A 19,754-nucleotide genomic window follows, 5' to 3' on the forward strand; every position below is an offset into this window, starting at 1 on the left:
AGAATCTAGAGAAGTGTTGCGACCGCACCTAGAAACCACCGCGTCGACACGGGGTCAGTTTTCAGACGACGCCGACAACTGTGGCGTTTGCCCTGGGCTCGTTTCCGGTCGTAGAAGGCACGCGATGCTGGACTGGTGCGGAGACTGTTGTGGGCAGCCATGTAGCAGGCTCGGAGTAAGCGCCGGTCATACCTGCGTGGACGTTTCAGGTTGCCCGTGACGCGCCCGGAATCGTGTGGCACTGGTGAAAGACCAGCGATGCCCGCAAGCCTATCCACGGTCTCGTAGTTAGCTAGATCGCCGTTAATCGCGGCCACGAATTCCGCCTCCTAGCAACGGGCCGAATCCGGGCATCGCTGATTTGACTCATGGTGCCGCCCACCCGGATCCAGTCATCGTCATTCATGCGCCCCGAACGCATATCCGCAAGTTTGACCCTCGCTTCGGCCGCCAGCAGCCGCATCACAATTTCGGACTTACTCATTTCCAACGAGAAGATGACACTGGCCATCCGATGTCTGAGCGAACACGATCGCATGAAATCCAGTGCTAGAACGGACTTTTCCAACGCCCGGACGAGCCGCAACGGTAACCATGGTTCCTGGCTGAAGCCCGCAGGTGATCTCATCGAGATCAGCGAATCCGGTCGGCACGCCCCGCGCCAGACCGCCATTGGTAGCGATCGTGTCCAACTCGTCGAGTGTCGGAGTCAGCAAGTCCTCTAACGCGACAGTGTCCTCGCTAGGTCGTGTCCCTGCCGCGGTGTAAAAGAATCCGGACGTAGGTTCCCTCGAAGACCGGCCAGTCTGATGGAAGGAGCACTACGTCCGTGTCGAAGAGGGTATCGCCTGTGCAGCGGTTGCAGGCAGAAATTGATGGTGTGTTCGCCGGCGGCGAGGACCTGGCGGGCGCGATCGAGGAAGTAGCCCGGCTTGGTGCCCGGTTGCTGCTGCAGACCGCCATCGAGGCCGAAGTGGCCGCGTTTTTGGGCCGGGACCGCTACCAGCGGACCGCGAGCTGTGCGGACGCCCGCGCCGGGATGCGCAACGGATACTGCCCGACCACGGTGAAGACCACCGCGGGACCGGTGACGCTGGCACGGCCGAAGATGCGCGGCACCACCGAGCGGTTCGCCTCCCAGCTGTTCGGCAAGGGAGTAACCAAGACCAACGCATTGGAGGCATTGGTGATCGCCGGGTTCGTGCGCGGGTTGTCGGTCCGCGACGTGGAGGCCACCCTGGTCGAAGCGCTCGGCGAGGCCGCCGCGGTGTCGAAGTCGACGGTGTCGCGCATCTGCGAGGACATCAACGGCTCAGTTCGAGCAGTGGAGCGCTCGCCGCCTCGACGACGTCGAGCTCGATTACCTGTTCCTGGACGGGTCGCACTTTAAATACCACGCAGGCGCCTCAGCCGAGCCGGTACTGGCCGCGTGGGGTATCGACACCGACGGCAAACCGGTGTTCGTCGGGCTTGAGGCGGCCTCCTCGGAATCCGGTGCGGCCTGGGAAGGGTTCTTGCGCGGGCTCGGCGAACGCGGCCTGGCGTGCCCACTGCTGGTGATCAGCGACGGCGCACCCGGGCTGATCGGCGCGGTCGAGACCACCATGGGCGCGGCGTTGCGGCAGCGGTGTCTTATTCATCGCGCCAGAAACATCCTGGCCAAGGTGCCCAAGAATGCCCAAGCTGACGTCAAAGCCGATTATTGGGCGGTCTTCGACCTACCAGCCGATGTCGAACCCGGCATCGCCGCGGTCAAACTCGCCCAAAACAGGACCGACGCGTTCGCCAAGCGCTGGCGCGACTCCTACCCGGCCGCAGTGCGGGCCCTGCTCGATGACCGCGACTCGCTGACCGTCTACCTGCGGTTTCCCCGTGAGCATTGGCCCAGGGCCCGACACTCCAACTTCATCGAACGCACCTTCGGCGAAACACGGCGCAGAGTCAAGGTGATCGGCCGCCTGCCCGGCGAGTACTCCTGCCTCACACTGGTGTGGGCCGTACTCGACCGCGCCAGCGCCGGATGGCGCGGGTTCACCATGACCCCGGCCGGGCTGCGGCTGCTGGCCGACCTACGCAGATCGCTGCACGACCCACCGACCGAACTGCCGCAAAGGAATCCGCAAAATCACACCGAAACTGGCCTGGTGCCAACCGAGCCTGTCAGCGCTACCGCATAGACTCATGAACGCAAGCGAACGATCGATCTGCGCGACGAGTTGGGCAACCCGGTCGATCCCGGTTCTCACTGCTAATTTCCTTTCGTCGTTTGTCTCATTCGGTCCAGATTCGGGCCGAATGCTGCGTTGTTGTTGGTGTTCATGGTCGGGCGGGTGGTGCGATTAGGTGTTCTGGACCGGATGCGACAAGCTGCTGTCGGCGTTTCATGGCGCCGTAGTGAACAAGGTCTCCTCCGGCAGCGGCAGTTGGATGGCCAGGCCTTTGCGTTGGCCACGGTTGACGTGGACGGCGTTGAGCTCTCCGCGGCGGATTCGATCCAGGACGGTCTGTTTGGCCACGCCGAGTCGGCGGGCAGCCTGCTCGAGCCCAACCCATCCGTCGGGTGTGTCTGGGGTGATATTGGCGCGTAGCTCGGGGTCGATGCGGATCCGCCACGGGTCGCCAGGGCGATGTTGCTCGCCGTGGATGAAGCCGCTTGCCAGCCACCGGTAGAGAGTGGCGCGGGAGGTGCCCCAGCAGCGTCTCGGCTTCGGCGATACTGACCATGCGTACATCGTCGCCGACGGGTACGACAGGCTCGGTCGGCCCGGCGATACCGTGTTTGCGGCGCAGGCTGCCAACCCGGTCGCGGGTGAACGCCAGCCCGGTCGCAGTCATCACGCCCTGCCGTGCGAGCAGACGCGCGATCGTCGCGTCGTCGTAGTGGGCTGCCAGCCGCCGAATGCGCTCCAGCGTGTCGGCCTCGGTACGGATCGCGCTATCGACGGCGCGCTGAAACAACTCACCAAGCTGCGGTCAATCCACGAGCGACCGGCGAGCGTCCAAACCCGCCGACAGGCGGGCCACTGGGAGGGTGACCTCATCGTCGGCGCCCAGCAGCGGTCGGCGGTCGCAACGCTGGTGGAACGAAAGATGCGTCTAACACTGCTGATTCGACTGCCGAATGGACATTCGGCACAGCATGTCGGGGATGCCCTGATCGCAACGTTCACCCAAATGCCGGTCAAACTGCGCCGGACCCTGACTTGGGACCAGGGCAACGAGATGTTTCATCACAAACGTATCGAGGCGGCGACAGGGCTGAAGATCTACTTCGCCGACCCACACTCACCTTGGCAACGCGGAAGTAATGAGAACGCCAATGGGCTTGTACGCCAATACTTACCAAAGGGCACCGACCTCAGCATCTGGGACGACGGCCAACTCCGGCAGATCGCCGATGAACTCAACGACCGCCCACGACTGTGCCTCAAGGACAACACCCCGACCGAACTTCTGCGACGATGGGAGCGTCAGTACACACTTCACTGATTCGCAACGATGAGTGGAATCCGCCCGGGCACCAGTGGCCGGTTACACCAGTCGGTCATCTCGGCGACTACCTTGTCGGTGATCCGCGAGATCGTGTCCTTGGATACCGTGGCGCCGTAGACGTCGGCGAAGTGGGCAGCGACCTCACCGGTGGTCAATCCCTTTGCCGTGAGTGACAATACGATCTCGTCGATACCCGTCAGCCGACGCTGACGCTTCTTGACAATCTGCGGCTCGAAGCTGCTGTTGGTGTCGCGAGGCACTTCGATCTCGACGGCGCCGATCTCGGTGAGCACCGTCTTGGCCCTGGTGTCGTTGCGGGAGTTCCCGCTGCCGCGCCCGGCAGGGTCGTGCTTGTCATAGCCCAGGTGCTCGGCCATCTCGGCATCCAGCGCGGTCTCCAGCACGTTCTTGGTCAACTGATTCAGCAGCCCGTTCGGGCCGACCAGCTCGACACCCTGTTCTTTTGCCTGCGCCAGCAGCTGCTCAGCGAGCTGCCGTTGATCCAGTTCCATCGCCACAGGATCGAGTGTTTCTGACATCGTCAGTCCTTCCCGCCAAGCTCACGCTCGGCGTGACAGACCAAGATCAGATCCACCGTTGTTCAGACAGTCCCGCCAGCCTTTACGCATGACGTAGTCGAGCCAAGTACCGGCGAACTGGGAGGTGAGCACGGCTGCGATTACCTGTGTGGTGTAGAACTTTGAGCTGATGATGCCGGCGTCGAAGGCGACATTGGCCAAAACGATGCCGGGGCCACCGCGGGCGTTGGTGGTGATCGCAAGGTTGATCAGGTCAAGTCCCCGGAAACCCGCGAACCGCCCGGCGAGCGATACCGACATCACTTTGATCGCGCAGGTGCCGACAATGAAGATGACGATCATCCATACCGAGACGCCGCGGATGAGATCCAGCTTCAGGCCGACGATCGCGAAGTAGATGGGAATGAAGAAGGCGAAGGAGACTTTGCCGATTGCCTCGAGCGCGTCGGCGAAGATCCTGCGCTTCCTATGCGCGACGGCAAAACCTGCGAGGAACGCCGCGAAGACGAGGTTGACGTCGAGGGCTCCGACAACTGCGCAGTATGCCAGCAGGACCGCTATGGGGTAGCCGGTGGGCGACTGCCGCGCAAAGACATTCCAGCGAGAAGTGTTGATGCGCTTGATGACGCGTGGAACAAGCTTGAGCCCGAGGATGAAGTAGGCCACCGTTGCGAAAAGGTGCCAGAACATCTGCCACGGATGCAGAGTCGTCTTGCCTGAACCGTGTGTCCAGGATTTTCAGGTCGGCGAAGATTTTTGACACCGCCGGCACCGAGGTGACAGCGACCCCGACCGCAAGGATGACGTGGCTTCATCGCCCCCACTGCCCGCACGAAATACCCGCCGGAGCGAGAACCCTCCTGGTCCGCAAGCTCATTGACGGCGCGCAAAACCTGAGCGGTGGCCTCGTGGCTCACGGCCCGGATTCGCGGGATCCTCCCGCCGTCTCCCGGCTGATTCGGGCCCAGCGGTTTTGTAATCGCTACAAGCGCACCAGGCCGCGCAGCGGCACAAGCCCGAGCTCCTTATGGGTGAGGAATCCAGGCGGGGCGTCACAAACGGCTGGAATCGCGTTCGCGGGGCCCATCGCGGTCCAGGTGTAGCCCGGCTTCGGGTAGTTGCCCTGCGCATCCGGAGGCGCTTGGAGGATCAGCTCGGTGGGTTCGTCGCCCTCGATCACGATGCGATAGTGATAGTGACCGCCCCAATCAGGCTGCGGCTCAATGGCATTGTATTCGTCCATCGTGTACATCTCGTGGAATGTGATGAAGGTCTTGTTGTCCACCCAAGTCGTCCACTTGTGATGCTGTGAGGCGACTGTTCCCTTCTTGATCACGCCCTTAAAGCCTGGCATGTCGCTGGTCGGCCCCCCTTCGTACCGGATGTCGCGCGTGGCCGTCCCTAACTCTACATCCGTTGTGTACTTGTCGACCGTCTTGCCGAATCCGTCCGCCACCATGGCCATCGACTGGGCGAACAACGGCCATGCGTTCCCCAGGAGATTCGGTCCGGCCAGAAACTCTTCGGGATCGCTCCCCATCCCCATCTCGTGCAGGTACTTCAAAGTGTCCTTGCCGAAATTCACCACCTCGTAGATGTGGATAGCGTCGATCCGGCTGACGATTCGGGCCAGCGTCAGCACGAGCAGGTCTCCGGCAAAGCCAGGATTGATACCACCTGCGTGGAACGAAGTACCGCCCTCGTGACACGCTGCGTCGATCTTGTCGATATCCGCCTTGCTGTGTTCGGTTCGATACCACCATGCGCCACCCGAGGCGACGACGTTCTTGCCCCCGCGCAGCAGACGGCAGACCTCTTCGGGATCGGACCAAAGTGGCGCATAGAACACGCAATCGGCGTCAAGCGCTTCGATGGCTTCCTTGTCGGTGGTCGCAAGCACACCGATCGGCGCGGCGCCGACGAGCTCACCGGCATCCTTGCCAACTTTTTCCGGACGATTACAGAGCACGCCGACCACCTCGTACGCAGGGTTACCGACGAAATGGCGAAGCGCCACCGTTCCGACGTTGCCGACGCCCCACTGGCCCGACCTGGACCGGAGCAGATGTCGAGATGGTTCCTGGAGCCGCACTCCCCGTAACTGATATCGCCGTCATGCGCGTAGTCACGGTAGATCCGCAGCATTCGTCCCACGCCAGGTTTCTTCGCGGTCGCACCTGCGGGCGCGGGCCGCTTCCATAGATCGCCCGACTCGGTGCGACGCTCGGGACCCAGGCCGGCATCGAGCGCAGCGGTCAGCGGTTCGTCGGCCTTTCGCCCGACGTGGCGCAAGCCCAGCAGCCCCAGCCACCGCCGCCAGCGCCGTGACCTGGACGCCGAGCGATTGCATTGGAAGTTCCGACGCGAAAACCGAGCCGTACGGGCGCTTAGTCAGCGCCCGGTAACCATTGGCGGTGAATGCGAAACCCAACACGGACACCAACACGGCTGCCAGTCGCTTCACAGCTGTCCTTTCCGTCGACCGCGGGCATGACGTACACCGCCCACTAGTTAACGAATCTAACTGCCCGGCTTTCGGCCATTTACACCCCTCGGGTCAGCCCGATATCCGGCCAAAAGATTACGTTTCGCTGCGTTGCCCGGATTCCCCGGAGTCCCCGGGCCTGCCGGCCTTCGCGGGGTCCTCGATCACGTGATATGTCGGGTCGATCATCGAAATGGGCCCGCGACCGCGGCGATCACCGTCACCGCATCGGCGACCACCCCGCCGGCCGGCTCAGGCATCACCGGATCGGGGTCCACCGCGCGCAACCAGACCGTGAACATTGACCGCACCGCCTCGGCCCGCTCGGCGAAGCGACGCAGCCAGCCCCGCACCGTCTCCACCGGACGGGCCAAGTCGGCCGCGATCCGGCGAAACCCCACCCGCCGCCGCAACGCCTTGGCAGCCAGCGCCGACACGATCACCGCCGCAGTGTCGGCACGGCGCAGCAACGCGGTCACGGGCAACAACACATGCGTCACCCCGCAGCCGGTGCATCGCGACCGGCGAGGACACAACCGCACCGACCCGTCCCGACCGCGCAGCTGTCGCGGCCTGGCCCACCCCCAACGCGCCAGCACGCTGCTGCATGCCGGGCAGCTCAACTCGCCCGCCGCCAGCCTGCGCTCGACCACATCGACATCTGCCTCTACCGTGACCACTGCGCCTCCAAGCGCGAAGACGGCCCTCCCGCAGACTCCGCCCAGAGACATCGGGAGGGCCGCCGCCCACAACGACGTGATCACCGTGCCGCCCCGACACCACAAAGACCAAACGCAGAAACGACCGGCCGACGAACTGATCACCGTCAGTGCCGGATCGCTACCCCCAAGTGCTCAACCTGAATGCCCCCGAACACGGTGCGCCGGGTTGGATGAACACGGCGCCTACCGAGCCGAAGCGGGCCCAGTCGGCGAGGGCGTGACTGGTCAGTTCGGGTCCGTTGTCCATTCGGATGTGTTCGGGCTTGCGGCCAGTGGTCATGATCAGTTCGTCGAGCAGTCCGGTGGTCTGATCGGCGTTCCACGACCGACGTGGCCGTGTCGCCAACGCCTCGCGGGTGAACTCGTCGATGACGTTGAGGAAACGCAGCTGGCGGCCGTCGACGGTGAGGTCGTGCTGGTAGTCCAGCGCCCACACGTGATCGGGGCGGGCCGCCGCCATGCGCCGGTGCGCCGCACTGTGGCCCAGGCGCAGCCGCTTGCGGGTCTTCGACGGACGTTGCAGCCGTTCGTCTTTCCACAATCGGTGCGTGCGTTTGGGATTGACCACGAGGCCTTCTGACTTGGCGATGGCGTGCGCCTTGCGCCAGCCCCACCGCGGATGGCTGATGGCGATCTCCCGCAGTCAGGCGCGCAGCCGCTGTTCGACGCCATCGGGTCGTTGCGGCCCATACTGCTGCACCGAGCGGTGTTGGCCGACCACCCGGCAGGCACGCCGCTGCGAGACCCCGAACCGCTCGACGAGCATCACCACCGCTCGCCGCCGACGGTCGGGGCTCACCAGTTTCCCCGGCTCATCTCCTTGAGCATGTCGATGTCGAGGGCCTGCTCGGCGACCAGCTTCTTGAGCCGCTGATTCTCCCGCTCAAGCTCCTTGAGCCGTTTGGTGTCTTCGGCTTTCATCCCGCCGTACTGATTTCGCCAGCGATGCCAGGTCTGCTCACTGACCTCCAGATGCCGGCAGACCTCCCCGAGGTCTTTGCCCTCACCGAGCAGCCGTTCACCCTCACGAAGCTTGCGGACCACCTGCTCCGGTGTATGCCGTCGACGTGCCATGAATCGAGTCCTCCTCGCCCCAATTCTGGGGCATCGGACTCCCACAGGAACTTGATCAACCAGGGGGTAACTGGTAGCCCGAGCCGGCCTGTTCGCACAGCGACACCAAGGTCGCGTACGCCGGTGCCATCCGGGCAGCAGAAATGGCACACCACGCCGCTGTGCGACTAGGTGCGACTAGGTGCATAGCACTGCGGTCTGACGGGCGTGCCAAGTGGTTGACGTGTATGTGCAACGTCTAGTATCAGTAATCAAACGCTTTGTCTGGAAGCGGTCCAGAACCGCCGCGACAATGCGAACGGCAGCCCACACGGGGCATTACATGGAGGACACCTTGAGGAGACGTCCGTGACGTACACAATTGCCGAACCCTGCGTCGACATCAAGGACAAGGCATGCATTGAGGAGTGCCCGGTCGACTGCATCTACGAGGGTGCTCGGATGCTCTACATCCACCCCGATGAATGCGTCGACTGTGGGGCTTGTGAACCGGTCTGCCCTGTCGAAGCGATCTACTACGAAGACGATGTGCCCGAACAGTGGAGCCAGTACACGCAGATCAACGCCGACTTTTTCGTTGAGCTGGGGTCGCCGGGTGGTGCGGCCAAGGTCGGCATGACCGAGAACGATCCCCAAGTGGTGAAGGATCTGCCACCGCAGGGCGAAGGCGACTGAGCGCGCCGGTGCTGCAGAAGCCCGGGATGGGCCGACTGGGGGTACCACCCGCTCGCAGGGGAGTGTCGGCCTCCCTGCCGGATTTCCCTTGGGACACGTCGGCCGAGGCGGAGGCGCTGGCCGGGTCCCATCCGGACGGCATCGTCGACTTGTCCATCGGCACTCCGGTAGATCCGGTTGCGCCGGTGATCCGAGAGGCGTTGGCGGCCGCCAGTTCCGCGCCGGGCTATCCGGCAACCGCCGGTACTGCGCGGCTGCGTGAAGCGGCAGTGGCTGCCCTTGACCGCCGCTTCGGCATCACCGGGCTGACCAAGGCGGCCGTGCTGCCGGTGATCGGTAGCAAAGAACTCATCGCCTGGCTACCGACCCTGCTGGGCCTGGGCCCAGCGGATGTGGTCGTGGCGCCGGAACTGGCGTATCCGACGTATGACGTCGGCGCCCGGCTGGCGGGAGCGCAGGTGCTGCTCGCGGACTCGCTGACCCAGTTGGGCCCGCAATCGGTGACACTGGTGTATCTGAACTCCCCGAGCAACCCGACCGGGCGCGTGCTGGGCGCCGAACACCTGCGCAAGGTGGTGGGGTGGTCGCGCGATCGTGGCGTTGTGGTGGCTTCCGACGAGTGCTACCTGGGATTGGGCTGGGATGCCGAGCCATTGTCGGTGCTGCATCCGTCCATCTGCGATGGCGACCACACCGGGCTGCTAGCGCTGCACTCGCTCTCGAAGAGCTCGTCGCTCGCGGGATACCGGGCCGGTTTCGTCGCCGGTGATCCCGCCCTGGTCGTCGAACTGCTGGCAGTACGCAGACATGCCAGGAATGATGGTGCCGACGCCGGTGCAGGCTGCCATGGTGGCCGCGCTGGACGACGACGATCACGAAAAGCTGCAGCGCGAGCGGTACGCGCGGCGGCGGGCGGCCCTGTTGCCGGCGCTGCGCTCAGCCGGTTTTGCTATCGACTATTCGGAAGCAGGACTCTACTTGTGGGCCACCCGCGGTGAGCCATGCCGGGACAGCATCCGTGGTTGGCCACGCGCGGCATCCTGGTGGCGCCCGGCGAGTTCTACGGCCCGCGCGGTGCACAGCATGTGCGGGTTGCGCTGACCGCCACTGACGAGCGCGTCGCCGCCGCGGCCGGCCGCCTCGCTTAGCTTGCGCACCCGCGTGGAGGGGGCGGGCGGCAGAATGCATCGAAGGCGTTGCCAAGTGCTTCCTTAGCGCTCAACCTCGGGTAAAGAATGTGGTCGTGACAACTTCGACTGGCAAGCAGCGTATCCCGGCGACTGTCGGGGACATAGCCAAGCGCGTCTTTCTGGGAAAGCCGCTGATTACCGAGAACCTGACATCCGAGAAGTTGTCGAATCCCGTTGCGCTTGGGGCACTTTCACCGGACGCAATCTCATCGACCGCATACGGCCCGGAGCAGATCTTGATCGAACTGCTGCCCCAGGCCGGGCTGGCGGCGTTGGCGCGCGGGAGAATTTCGGACCCCGGGTCGCGCAGGTCGCGGCCGCTGCACTGTTGATCGACTATGTGGTCACGGTGGCAGTGCAGTCGGCGGCTGGAACGGTGGCGGTGGTGTCGGCGATCCCGGTGTTGGGTCCCTACAGCCTAGCCATCACGGTTGGCGTGGTGCTTGTCATCTGCTACCTGAACCTGCGTGGCTTAAAGGAAGCGGGAATGCCGTTCGCGGTGGCGACCTACTCCTTCATCGCCATGATCAGTCTGACGATCGTGGTGGGTGTCATTCGCGAAATATTTTGGGAATTACCGGTGTACGACCCGCATCACCTGGCCGGAACGGTGCCGGTACAGCAGGGCAACGGCTTGGTGATGGGCGCGACGATCCTGACCTTGCTGCGTTCGTTCGCCAACGGGGGTTCGTCATTGACCGGGGTTGAGGCGATTTCCAAATACAGTCGACGTCTTCCGAAAGCCGCAGGGCGTCAACGCACGTCGAGTGCTCACCGCGATGGCCTGCATTCTCGGGTTCTTGCTGGCCGGTGTCGCCTATCTCGCGTACGTCACTCATGCAACGCCGTATGTCACTGAATATCCATCGGTCTTGTCGCGGGTCGGTCGTGCGGTCTTCGGCAACGGACCAATCGGCGATATCTTCTTCGTCCTCGTCCGTGATCGAGCGCCGGTTCGCGCTGCCCGAGGTGTCGCTGGCCGAAGTCGCGGTGGCGGTCTCCGGTGGCCGGTTGTTGGCGTCGGGCTGGCCCGGGGAGTGGGTGCAACACGAGTCGACCCTGCCGCCAAGGCAGATGAGGCCGTAATCCTGTGCGCTGTCGTGTGTTTAAAAGACAGCAAAGGAGGCGGCCGGTGGTGGTCGGCGATGATGAGGCGAGGGTGCGGGCCGAGCGGGCCCGGGTGATCGGATTGTTCCGGTACCAGTTGATCCGGGAGGCCGCCGAGCCGGCGCACTCCACCAAGGAGCGGGGAAAGATAGTGCGCGAGTTGGCGTCGCGCGAGCACACCGACCCGTTTGGGCGGCGGGTGCGGATCTCGCGGCAGACCATCGATCGGTGGATTAGGGACTGGCGTGCCGGCGGGTTCGATGCGCTGGTGCCCAGCCCGCGCCAATGCACGCCGCGCACCCCGGCCGAAGTGCTGGAGCTGGCGGTGGCGCTGCGTCGGGAGAACCCCGCCCGCACCGCCGCGGCGATCCGCCGGATCCTGCTCACCCAGTTGGGCTGGGCGCCCGATGAGCGGACCCTGCAACGCAACTTCCACCGGTTGGGGCTGACCGCCGGCACCGGTTGCGGGTCGGCGCCGGTGTTCGGCCGGTTCGAGGCTGAGCACCCCAACGACCTGTGGACCGGGGATGCGCTGCACGGCATCGCGATCGCGGCCCGTAAAACCTATTTATTCGCGTTCTTGGATGATCATTCCCGGCTGCTGCCCGGCTATCGGTGGGGGTATGCCGAGGACACCGTGCGGCTGGCCGCCGCACTGCGCCCGGCGCTGGCTTCGCGCGGCGTCCCCAAGGCCGTGTATGTCGATAACGGATCGGCCTATATAGACACGTGGTTGTTGAGGGCGTGCGCGAAACTCGGTGTGCGCCTGGTGCATTCGACACCGCATCGGCCGGAAGGGCGAGGGAAGATAGAGAGGTTTTTCAGGACCGTGCGTGAGCAGTTCCTGGTCGAGATCACCGGCGAGCCCGACGTCGCCGGACGCCACCACGTCGCCGATCTGGCCGAATTGAACCGGCTCTTTGCGGCCTGGGTCGAAACTGTCTACCACCGCACCGTCCATTCCGAAACCGGGCAGACCCCGCTGGCCCGCTGGTGCGCGTCTGGCCCGGTCGGCCTGCCCGCCCCGGAGGCGCTCACCGAGGCGTTTTTGTGGGAGGAGCACCGCCGCGTCACCAAGACGGCGACCGTCTCGTTGCACGGCAACAGCTACGAGGTCGACCCCGCACTGGTTGGGCGCAAGGTGGAGCTGGTATTCGACCCGTTCGATTTGACCCGCATCGAGGTGCGTCTGGCCGGCGTGCCGATGGGGCTAGCGATCCCGCACCACATCGGGCGGCACTCGCACCCCAAGGCCAAACCCGAAACCCCGTCGATACCACCGAAACCCACTGGTGTCGACTACGCGCGGCTGATCGAGACCGCGCATCAGACCGAACTGGCCCGCGGCGTCAACTACGCCGCCCTGACTGGGGCCGACCAGATCCCCGGCCAGCTCGACCTACTCACCGGCGAAGAGGCCCAACCCCGATGATGGACAACCTGATCTCCTACTACGGTTTCTCGCGCACGCCGTTCGGCCGCGACCTGGCCCCCGGCATGCTGCACCGCCACAGCGCCCACAACGAAGCCCTCGCCCGCATCGGCTGGTGCATCGCCGAACGCCGCATCGGCGTGATCACCGGCGAGGTCGGAGTAGGCAAGACGTATCTGGCAACAGCATTGGGACACATGGTAATTCGCCGACGCAACTCCGTACTGTTCGCCCGATCCGACAAGCTGTTCACCCGGCTGCGCGCCGCCCGCCTGGACAACACCGTCGACGCCGAGATCCGCCGACTCACCACCATCGACGTCCTCATTATCGACGACTTTGCGCTCAGACCCCTCGGCGCCACAGAGACCAGCGACTTCTACGAAATCATCGTCGAACGCCACCGCGCCAAAACGACCATCGTGACCTCCAACCGAGAACCCTCCGAATGGTTGACCATGACCGCCGACACCCTGCTGGCCCAATCAGCGATCGACCGACTCACGGCCACCGCCCACACCCTCGTCATCGAAGGACCGTCCTACCGTCAACGCACCCGACCCAGCCAGCTTGACCCAGACCACGACGACGAGCTTCCTCAATAACGCGCCACGGTGGTCCCATCCCCCTGGCAATCAGGTGGCCCCATCACCCTGGCAAGCGACACTTCTAAATGGCCATTGACAGAGGCCTTGCTGCTCAAAGAGCAAGCCCGCATCGTCCTAAGACGCTGCGGATCCGGTCCGGTGTCATCCGCTGTTCCCGCAAGATACTTCGTCACGACGAGCCGGTGATGATCATCAAAATGGATTATCGGTTGGTCGCACCCATCACCGGCACGGTGACCGCTGCGCGGAGAACCGCTTTTCGGCAACATCTTCAACAGCGGCGGTCTGCGGATCTCAGCCAATCGTCCACTGACAACAACTCCTTTCTCCTCTCGGCCCAAGCCGAGAATCGGTCGAAGGGGTCAAAATCTGCGTCGACACGGGGTCAGTTTTCAGGCGTCGCCGAGTGCCGATCGCGATACCAAGGCCCAGCCACTTGCGCAGGTATTCCGCATTCGAGATGGCCGCCCATCTACCGGAAGCGGCACTACTGGTGTCTACGGGCTCCGGCATTGTTCGGATCCTAGAGGCGCGGTTCCTTGGGCAGGCCGAGCAGTTTCTCGCCGATGATATTGCGCTGCACCTGTGAACTGCCCGCATAAATCGTGGCGGCTCGCGCCGCCAATGCCGACTCAACCCACGCGAGCGACGAATTCGGTGTTCCGACATCCGCAGTCGCCAAGGCGCCGTTCGTTCCCGTGCCCGACAGCGTCAACACGTCCGTCTCGAGGATCTCCATCGCCAGTTCGGTCTCGCGTTGGAAGAACTCGCTCCAGAGGATCTTGGTCATCGCGGCCTCGGGACCTGGATACTCACCGTGTAAGAAGCGCGTCAACGCCTGATACCCACGACACCGCATAATCTCGACGCGACCATAGCACCAAGCGAGCTGCTCACGGATATGCGGGTCGTTAGTCTTACCTCGTTCTTTCGCCAGCTCGAAGAGCCGGTCGATCTCAGCTTGGAAGCGAATCGCGTCGGTGGTGACACTTGTTCCACGCTCGAAACCCAGCAGCGTCATGGCCACCGACCATCCTGCGTTCACTTCCCCGACAACGTTGTCTGCAGCGGTTCGGGCGTCGGTGAAGAACACCTCGTTGAACATCGACTGGCCCACTATATTCTTGATGGGTCGAACCTCCACGCCGGGCTGATCCATCGGCACGAGCAGAAATGAGATCCCCCGGTGCTTGGGAGCATCCATGTCGGTGCGGCACAGTGCGAAGATCCAGTTGGCGAGGTGTCCCACTGAAGTCCAGATCTTGGACCCGTTGATGACCCATTCGTCGCCATCAAGAACCGCTCTCGTCCGCAGGCTGGCCAGATCCGATCCCGCGTCGGGTTCGGAAAACCCCTGGCACCACCGATCATCACCGGACAGAATTCGCGGCAAGAACCAATTCTTCTGGTCCTCGGTGCCGCAGACGACAAGCGTGTTGCCAAGCAGCTGAATCCCGAACATGTCGTTCTCAGTTCCGGCGGGTACCCCGGCGCGAGCAAACTCCTCGGCCAGCACGACTTGGTGGAGTGGGGTCAGTCCCGCTCCGCCATATCGCTTTGGCCACAACACGGCGAGTAGGCCGTTGTCCGCGAGCGTCTTCCGCCACTCTCGGATGAACTCCTTCCGCCGGGTTTGATCCAACGCCCCGATTCCAGCGAAGTCGGCAGGGACGTTCGCGGTGATGAAGTCGCGCACTCGTGACCTGAACGCCTCAGCTGACGGGGGATAAGACAGGTCCATATCGAATCGTCGTCCCTTATCTGTGTTGAGGACCCGCGTAAAGGTGGATCCATTGGGTTATTTTTTGCGTGTTTTGCTTCGTTTTCGACCGCTTGAAGGCGGTGGACCGCGGTCGGGGTCAAGGCGGAGCGCCCGCAGCGTAGCGAGGACGAACGACCTTGAGACCGACGAGGATCCGCCGCATACTTGGCCGCCGGGGAACAGGAAAAGACGGTGTGGTTCAAGTCATCTGCTGCCCTCCGGTGCATAAATGTGGGGCGAAAGACGCGCGTCGCGTGTGCCGGCGCCCAGCCTTATCTGAGTCCACGGACGATATCCGGCAACTTGATGATCGATGGGGTGCCCGACGTGCGGGCAACGAAGGCGCGGCCGCTCAATCTTTCCGGGAAGTCCACCCAACAGCGGAGTGGCGACAGGAACCACACGGGCGCTGGCCGCAGGCATCAGGTGATTAGCATCAGGTGATTAATGGGCATGGCAGGCGCGCAACGCATCATTTAAGAGGCCACCTCCTGGCGTTCGGGGACTGGCAGCGCCAGGGCGCCATCTTCGAACGCACGCAGCGGGTGATAGCATCGGCGCAGAATTTTGCGTTCCACCGCCAGGGTGGGGATTCTTGCCGTTGTGGCCGTCGCGCTTGGCTGCCAGCTTGTGGTAGTAACCGTAATCAAGGGAACGGCGCCGGCTCGCGCACTCGGCTGCCTCAAACGCCGCCCAGCGCAGCTCGGGTGAGCCCTCTCGCGACAGGTGCCCTGGTGAGCGTTTGGTATCAGAGGAGTACACGGTGACATCCAGCCCAGCAAACCGCACCAGCCGATGGGAACTGCTGAATCGGCGGACATCACCGACCTCGGACCAGATGATCGCCGCGCACAACCAACCGATGCCGTAATGGCGCTGCATTGCCTGACACCCGGCTTGGCGTCGGGCGAAGTTGACTAATTGGCTTGGCAGCGGGTCGATCTCGGTGCTTAGCTGATCGATGCGCCGTAGCGCAGTGTCAACGCACCGCCGGCCCGCCGCCGACAAGTCGACGCTGTCCAGCGCCGCGCGGCCTGCGCCGGATAACAGCGCCCGAATCGGTGGACAGCCCTGATGGAACAGCTGGACATGGATGCGCTGCTGCCAGGCCCGCCGCTCGTCCATCAACGTGTAGTACAACCGGCCCAGCGTGCGGATCTCCAGCATGTGTGCGGGTAGGATCCACGACTCGGGGAACCGGTCCTCGAACAACAGCGTACGCAGCAACCGAGTATCGGCGCGGTCGGTCTTGGCGCGCTTCTTGGGCTCCGGTAAGACGGCAATCTCGGCCGCATCCCCCAGGTGCGCGCAGATCCCAGCAGCGGCCAGCTCCTCGCACACATACCGCCACCCCGGGCAGCCCTCCAGCGCGAACTGGCCGTCCCCATCGCTGCAGTGCTCAGCCAGCCAGTTCCGCAACGCTTTCCGGGTCGCCGGACCGATCTGACCCCAGCGCAACAAGCCGTCATAATCGACGTAATCGAATGTGATCTGCTGTCGCCGCACGTCGAAACCGCCTACCATCGTCATCGGGACCTCCTCGAGCTCCTGAAAAATTCCTCTAACGCCTATATCAACGAGCGTCTGAGCTGAGGGGGTCCCCATCCACATGTCATCTTTCTCTGTTCGTGCCGACGAAGTATGTGGCGGTGTTTAGAGCCCGATGCGGTCAGCGACCTCGAGCCATTGCTCGCGTACTGAGCCCAGCAGTACCCGGTCGGCTTTCGCCCGCCGGTAGTAGAGGTGTGCGTCGTGCTCCCAGGTGAACCCGATCCCGCCGTGAATCTGCACATTCCACGATGCGGTGAAGTCAAATCCGGCCGCGGCGGTTGCCACGGCAATGGGGGCCGCCTTGGCGAGGTCAGCGCTCTCCTCCGCTGCCAGATGAGCCGCGTAGAGAGTGACTGCACGAGCACTGTCCAGTTCGATTGCCATCTCGGCGCATCGGTGCTTGATCGCCTGGAAGGAGCCGATGGGCCGATTGAACTGGTGACGCACCTTGGCGTATTCGACGGACATGGTCATAGCGCCCTCGGTGCCACCAACCATCTCCGCTGCGAGTAACGTCTTCGCGACATCTAACGCACGGCGTATGGGCGCGACGCCGTGCGCGCCAGCCAAGGGAACCGCAGAGACGGCGTCGAAGGTCAGGGTGGCCAGCGGTCGGGTGATGTCCAGGGTCTCGACGCGTGTACGGGTGAGGCCGACGGCGTTACCGTCAACGAGGTACAATGCCGGCTCAGCGGAGTCACCGGGCGGCAGAGCGAGCACCAGCAGGGTGTCCGCACTATGGCCGTCGATCACATGAATCTTGGTCCCAGACAGCGTGACGGCGTCGCCATTTGTCGCCGCTCGCATGGCTACAGCACCGAAGCCGTCAACGCAACCCGGTTCATTGATAGCAGTCGTGACTGTACGAGCGCCCGCGGCTATCTCTGGAAGCAGTTCTCTCTTCTGCTCCTGGCTGGCCGCGATCAAGATCGGCGCGACACCGAGCGCGACGGTCGCGAACAGCGGGCACGGCACGATGCCGCGTCCAAGCTCCTCGATGGCGACAGCAGCCTCGATCATCGTTGCTGCCGCACCGCCGTACTCCTCCGGTACGAGCAGACTCGGCAGCCCCAGTTCCCGACTCATGCGAGACCAAAGGTCGATGTCATATCCCGGCGCAGTTGTTACCGCCTGGCGAACCTTGGCCAGCGGTGACAGTTCGGTAACGAACTGCTGTATAGTCTGGCGGAAATCGTCCTGTTCTGGACTGAGCATGAAATCCATGACATGGCACCTCATCTTCTCTTCAAACAGTTGTTGTCGCGAAAAGAAATAGGGACGGCCTTACCGTCGCCTGGATCGACCAATCCACACACCGAAGCGCTCATCAATTCCGCGTAAGCACTGTCTCACCGGCCTTGGCATCTTCCGCCGTCCCCATCCGCTCGCTTTACGGTTCTTCTGTGGCTATGCGCCGGACACTGCTCGGAATGGCCGCCGTCGCGCTGTTAAGCCGATATTCAAGGAGCATTCATTTGTTTTCGGCCCCTTGATCGAACAGGTGATCTCGGAAGCGCTGTCGGAGTTCGTTTTTCATGACCTTGGCCATGGCGTTCTTCGGTAGCTCGTCCACTACGACCATGTGGCGCGGGCATTTGTAGTCGGCGAGGTGCTGGCGGCAGAACTGGTTGATCCGCTCCGCGGTGAGTTCGCCTTCGCCGCCGCTGAACCCGGGCTTGGGCGCGATCACCGCTAGGAGATCCTCACCGAGGTCCGAATGCGGCACCGCGATGACTGCGGCCTCGAGCACCTCGGGCATCTCGAGCAGCACGCGCTCGACCTCGATGGCGAAGATGTTGTAGCCGCCGCGCAGGATCATGTCTTTTTTGCGCTCGGTCAGATAGACGTAGCCATCGTCAGCGACATAACCCACGTCGCCGGTGTGCAACAGTCCACCGCTCCAAAGTTCCGCGGTGGGCTGCTCCCCCTTGTAGTAGCTGCGCCGAGCTATCTTCGACTTAAAGCAGATCTCGCCGACCTTGCCTGGGGGGAGTGGGTTATCGTAGTCATCAACGACGACAACCTCGCATCCTACGGGCCTGCCAACCGAGCCCGGCCGGGCAAGGATGTCATCTGGGTCGGGACCGAGGATGCAGGCCGCGCCGGCACCGGCCTCGGTGAGGCTGTAAGCGTTCAGCATCTTCGCTCCGGGCCACACCTGCCGCATTTTGCGCACGGTGTCGGGCTGGATCGGCGCCGCCCCGAAAAACACGAGCTGCAGCGAGCTGTAGTCGTGATCACCCACCGTGGGGTGCTTCATGGCCAAATTCAGCATTGTCGGCACACCCATGATCGACGTGGCGCGGTAGCGCTCGATCGCCGCGAGCAACTGCTCGGGATCAAAACGCGGCAACACGATCTGCGTGACCCCGGCACGAATGCTTAGCAGCATCAGGCCATGGCAGCCCGTGAAACCGAACAAGGGCACCGCATGAAGCAGGCTCTCGCCGAACATCGCGCCGAGAAGCTGCCCGAGGCTCGCCTGGCCGGGCTCGTCGGCGAGGTTGCCCTCGGGCACCAGCACGCCCCTGGGCATCCCGGTGGTGCCGGACGTATAGAGCAGATCCGCCGGGTCGTCGGCGCTCAGGGAAGGCTCGAGGAGCGGCACGTCCGCAGAGCCCGCGCCCACCACGTCGCCCAGGGGGGTGAATCCATCCAGCGCCTCGCTGCCGGTCACGAAGAAGTGCTCAAGTTGGAAGCTACCGGGACGGCCGCCGATCTCGACAGATTCGCCTTCGGCAAGCGCAACCAGAACCTCCCGGTGGGCGAGACCGGTGATCACCGCCACGGCGTCGCTGTGCTCAAGCACGAACAGCTTTTCCGGCGCTGCCCACCGGGTATTGAGCGGCACCGGCACGGCACCAAGTTTGTGGATGCCGAAATACACTGCATTGAAATGCATCGCTTGGTCGTTGGCGAGCAGCATCGCCACCTTGTGACCGCGGCTCACCCCAGCGGCGTGCAATTGCTGGGCGACCCGGCTGCTGGCAGCGTCGAGCTCGCGGAAAGTGGCCGCGCCGTCCTCGGCGATGACGGCGGTCTTGTCCGGTCGGTCCTCTACCGCTTGGCGCAGCAGGTCGATCACGGCCATGGCATGGTCCTCCTCAACGTACGTAC

At 63.7% G+C, this 19,754-nt stretch carries 14 protein-coding genes and 8 pseudogenes; 9 read left to right on the forward strand and 13 right to left on the reverse strand.

From position 1 onward, the window contains the following. Positions 1–62: 62 nt before the first annotated feature. Positions 63–357: pseudogene (locus tag AWC17_RS12745) on the reverse strand (transposase); the annotation flags it as partial. Beyond that, a pseudogene (locus AWC17_RS33455) lies at positions 350–752 on the reverse strand (DnaB-like helicase C-terminal domain-containing protein); the annotation flags it as partial. The pseudogenes AWC17_RS33455 and AWC17_RS12745, both read right to left, overlap by 8 nt. A gap of 77 nt (positions 753–829) precedes the next feature. Between AWC17_RS33455 and AWC17_RS34170 the strand changes: the two are divergent. The 3 genes and pseudogenes from AWC17_RS34170 to AWC17_RS12770 all read left to right on the forward strand — a co-directional run bounded on the left by AWC17_RS34170 (position 830) and on the right by AWC17_RS12770 (position 3,489). Beyond that, positions 830–2,177, forward strand: a pseudogene (locus tag AWC17_RS34170) (IS256 family transposase). Between the two features lie 129 nt (positions 2,178–2,306). Then, positions 2,307–2,588, forward strand: a complete 282-nt coding sequence (locus AWC17_RS12765; RefSeq protein WP_136244823.1) for a hypothetical protein — start codon at positions 2,307–2,309, stop codon at positions 2,586–2,588. A gap of 85 nt (positions 2,589–2,673) precedes the next feature. Next, complete coding sequence (locus AWC17_RS12770) at positions 2,674–3,489, forward strand: IS30 family transposase (RefSeq protein ID WP_007168475.1); 816 nt, start codon at positions 2,674–2,676, stop codon at positions 3,487–3,489. A 32-nt stretch (positions 3,490–3,521) separates the two neighbouring features. Here AWC17_RS12770 and AWC17_RS12775 read toward each other — a convergent pair. From AWC17_RS12775 to AWC17_RS12805, 7 genes and pseudogenes are all read right to left on the reverse strand, one after another. Continuing rightward, positions 3,522–4,004: pseudogene (locus tag AWC17_RS12775) on the reverse strand (transposase); the annotation flags it as partial. A gap of 48 nt (positions 4,005–4,052) precedes the next feature. Beyond that, positions 4,053–4,721, reverse strand: a complete 669-nt coding sequence (locus AWC17_RS12780; protein WP_007168473.1) for a cation:proton antiporter — start codon at positions 4,719–4,721, stop codon at positions 4,053–4,055. 292 nt (positions 4,722–5,013) lie between these two features. Further along, the gene (locus tag AWC17_RS12785) at positions 5,014–6,123 is read right to left on the reverse strand and encodes an NAD(P)H-dependent amine dehydrogenase family protein (protein WP_007168472.1); all 1,110 of its coding nucleotides are present in this window, start codon (positions 6,121–6,123) and stop codon (positions 5,014–5,016) included. A 596-nt stretch (positions 6,124–6,719) separates the two neighbouring features. Beyond that, a pseudogene (locus tag AWC17_RS32685) lies at positions 6,720–6,953 on the reverse strand (hypothetical protein); the annotation flags it as partial. Positions 6,954–7,356: 403 nt separating this feature from the next. Next, positions 7,357–7,806 (reverse strand): DDE-type integrase/transposase/recombinase, encoded by a 450-nt coding sequence (locus AWC17_RS12800; protein WP_007168470.1) that lies wholly within the window; start codon positions 7,804–7,806, stop codon positions 7,357–7,359. A gap of 75 nt (positions 7,807–7,881) precedes the next feature. Beyond that, the gene (locus AWC17_RS32690) at positions 7,882–8,037 is read right to left on the reverse strand and encodes a hypothetical protein (protein WP_154074411.1); all 156 of its coding nucleotides are present in this window, start codon (positions 8,035–8,037) and stop codon (positions 7,882–7,884) included. After that, on the reverse strand, positions 8,034–8,312 hold the full coding sequence (locus tag AWC17_RS12805) for a transposase (RefSeq protein WP_007168468.1): 279 nt from the start codon (positions 8,310–8,312) through the stop codon (positions 8,034–8,036). Before AWC17_RS12805 ends, AWC17_RS32690 begins: the two co-directional genes overlap by 4 nt. Before the next feature lie 348 nt (positions 8,313–8,660). Between AWC17_RS12805 and fdxA the strand changes: the two genes are divergently transcribed. The 6 genes and pseudogenes from fdxA to AWC17_RS12830 all read left to right on the forward strand — a co-directional run bounded on the left by fdxA (position 8,661) and on the right by AWC17_RS12830 (position 13,321). After that, positions 8,661–8,987: a ferredoxin gene (fdxA, locus tag AWC17_RS12810; protein WP_007168467.1), complete on the forward strand. Its 327-nt coding sequence runs from the start codon at positions 8,661–8,663 to the stop codon at positions 8,985–8,987. Positions 8,988–9,049: 62 nt separating this feature from the next. Beyond that, positions 9,050–10,135, forward strand: a pseudogene (gene dapC, locus AWC17_RS12815) (succinyldiaminopimelate transaminase). A 95-nt stretch (positions 10,136–10,230) separates the two neighbouring features. Further along, positions 10,231–11,118, forward strand: a pseudogene (locus AWC17_RS12820) (APC family permease); the annotation flags it as partial. After that, a pseudogene (locus AWC17_RS32695) lies at positions 11,111–11,263 on the forward strand (hypothetical protein); the annotation flags it as partial. The pseudogenes AWC17_RS12820 and AWC17_RS32695, both read left to right, overlap by 8 nt. A gap of 46 nt (positions 11,264–11,309) precedes the next feature. Next, the gene (locus AWC17_RS12825; RefSeq protein ID WP_007168461.1) at positions 11,310–12,716 is read left to right on the forward strand and encodes a DDE-type integrase/transposase/recombinase; all 1,407 of its coding nucleotides are present in this window, start codon (positions 11,310–11,312) and stop codon (positions 12,714–12,716) included. Next, positions 12,713–13,321: an ATP-binding protein gene (locus AWC17_RS12830; protein ID WP_224112853.1), complete on the forward strand. Its 609-nt coding sequence runs from the start codon at positions 12,713–12,715 to the stop codon at positions 13,319–13,321. Before AWC17_RS12825 ends, AWC17_RS12830 begins: the two co-directional genes overlap by 4 nt. A gap of 526 nt (positions 13,322–13,847) precedes the next feature. On the opposite strand, the gene AWC17_RS12835 is transcribed toward AWC17_RS12830, so the two are convergent. From AWC17_RS12835 to AWC17_RS12850, 4 genes are all read right to left on the reverse strand, one after another. After that, on the reverse strand, positions 13,848–15,065 hold the full coding sequence (locus AWC17_RS12835; protein ID WP_007168458.1) for an acyl-CoA dehydrogenase family protein: 1,218 nt from the start codon (positions 15,063–15,065) through the stop codon (positions 13,848–13,850). 465 nt (positions 15,066–15,530) lie between these two features. Then, entirely contained in the window at positions 15,531–16,616 is a 1,086-nt protein-coding gene (locus AWC17_RS12840) for a transposase (RefSeq protein WP_224112852.1), read from the reverse strand. A gap of 123 nt (positions 16,617–16,739) precedes the next feature. Beyond that, entirely contained in the window at positions 16,740–17,861 is a 1,122-nt protein-coding gene (locus AWC17_RS12845; protein ID WP_050790029.1) for an acyl-CoA dehydrogenase family protein, read from the reverse strand. 247 nt (positions 17,862–18,108) lie between these two features. Next, complete coding sequence (locus AWC17_RS12850; protein WP_007168454.1) at positions 18,109–19,728, reverse strand: class I adenylate-forming enzyme family protein; 1,620 nt, start codon at positions 19,726–19,728, stop codon at positions 18,109–18,111. Positions 19,729–19,754: the final 26 nt, after the last annotated feature.

Source organism: Mycobacterium nebraskense, assembly GCF_002102255.1.
GTDB classification, from domain to species: domain Bacteria; phylum Actinomycetota; class Actinomycetes; order Mycobacteriales; family Mycobacteriaceae; genus Mycobacterium; species Mycobacterium nebraskense.

Excerpts from the sequence above, each read along its gene's own strand:
- AWC17_RS12780 (WP_007168473.1), bottom strand. The coding sequence starts at position 4,721 with ATGTTCTGGCACCTTTTCGCAACGGTGGCCTACTTCATCCTCGGGCTC.
- AWC17_RS12805 (WP_007168468.1), bottom strand. The coding sequence starts at position 8,312 with ATGGCACGTCGACGGCATACACCGGAGCAGGTGGTCCGCAAGCTTCGT.
- AWC17_RS12830 (WP_224112853.1), top strand. The coding sequence starts at position 12,713 with ATGATGGACAACCTGATCTCCTACTACGGTTTCTCGCGCACGCCGTTC.
- AWC17_RS12835 (WP_007168458.1), bottom strand. The coding sequence starts at position 15,065 with ATGGACCTGTCTTATCCCCCGTCAGCTGAGGCGTTCAGGTCACGAGTG.
- AWC17_RS12840 (WP_224112852.1), bottom strand. The coding sequence starts at position 16,616 with ATGACGATGGTAGGCGGTTTCGACGTGCGGCGACAGCAGATCACATTC.
- AWC17_RS12845 (WP_050790029.1), bottom strand. The coding sequence starts at position 17,861 with ATGGATTTCATGCTCAGTCCAGAACAGGACGATTTCCGCCAGACTATA.
- AWC17_RS12850 (WP_007168454.1), bottom strand. The coding sequence starts at position 19,728 with ATGGCCGTGATCGACCTGCTGCGCCAAGCGGTAGAGGACCGACCGGAC.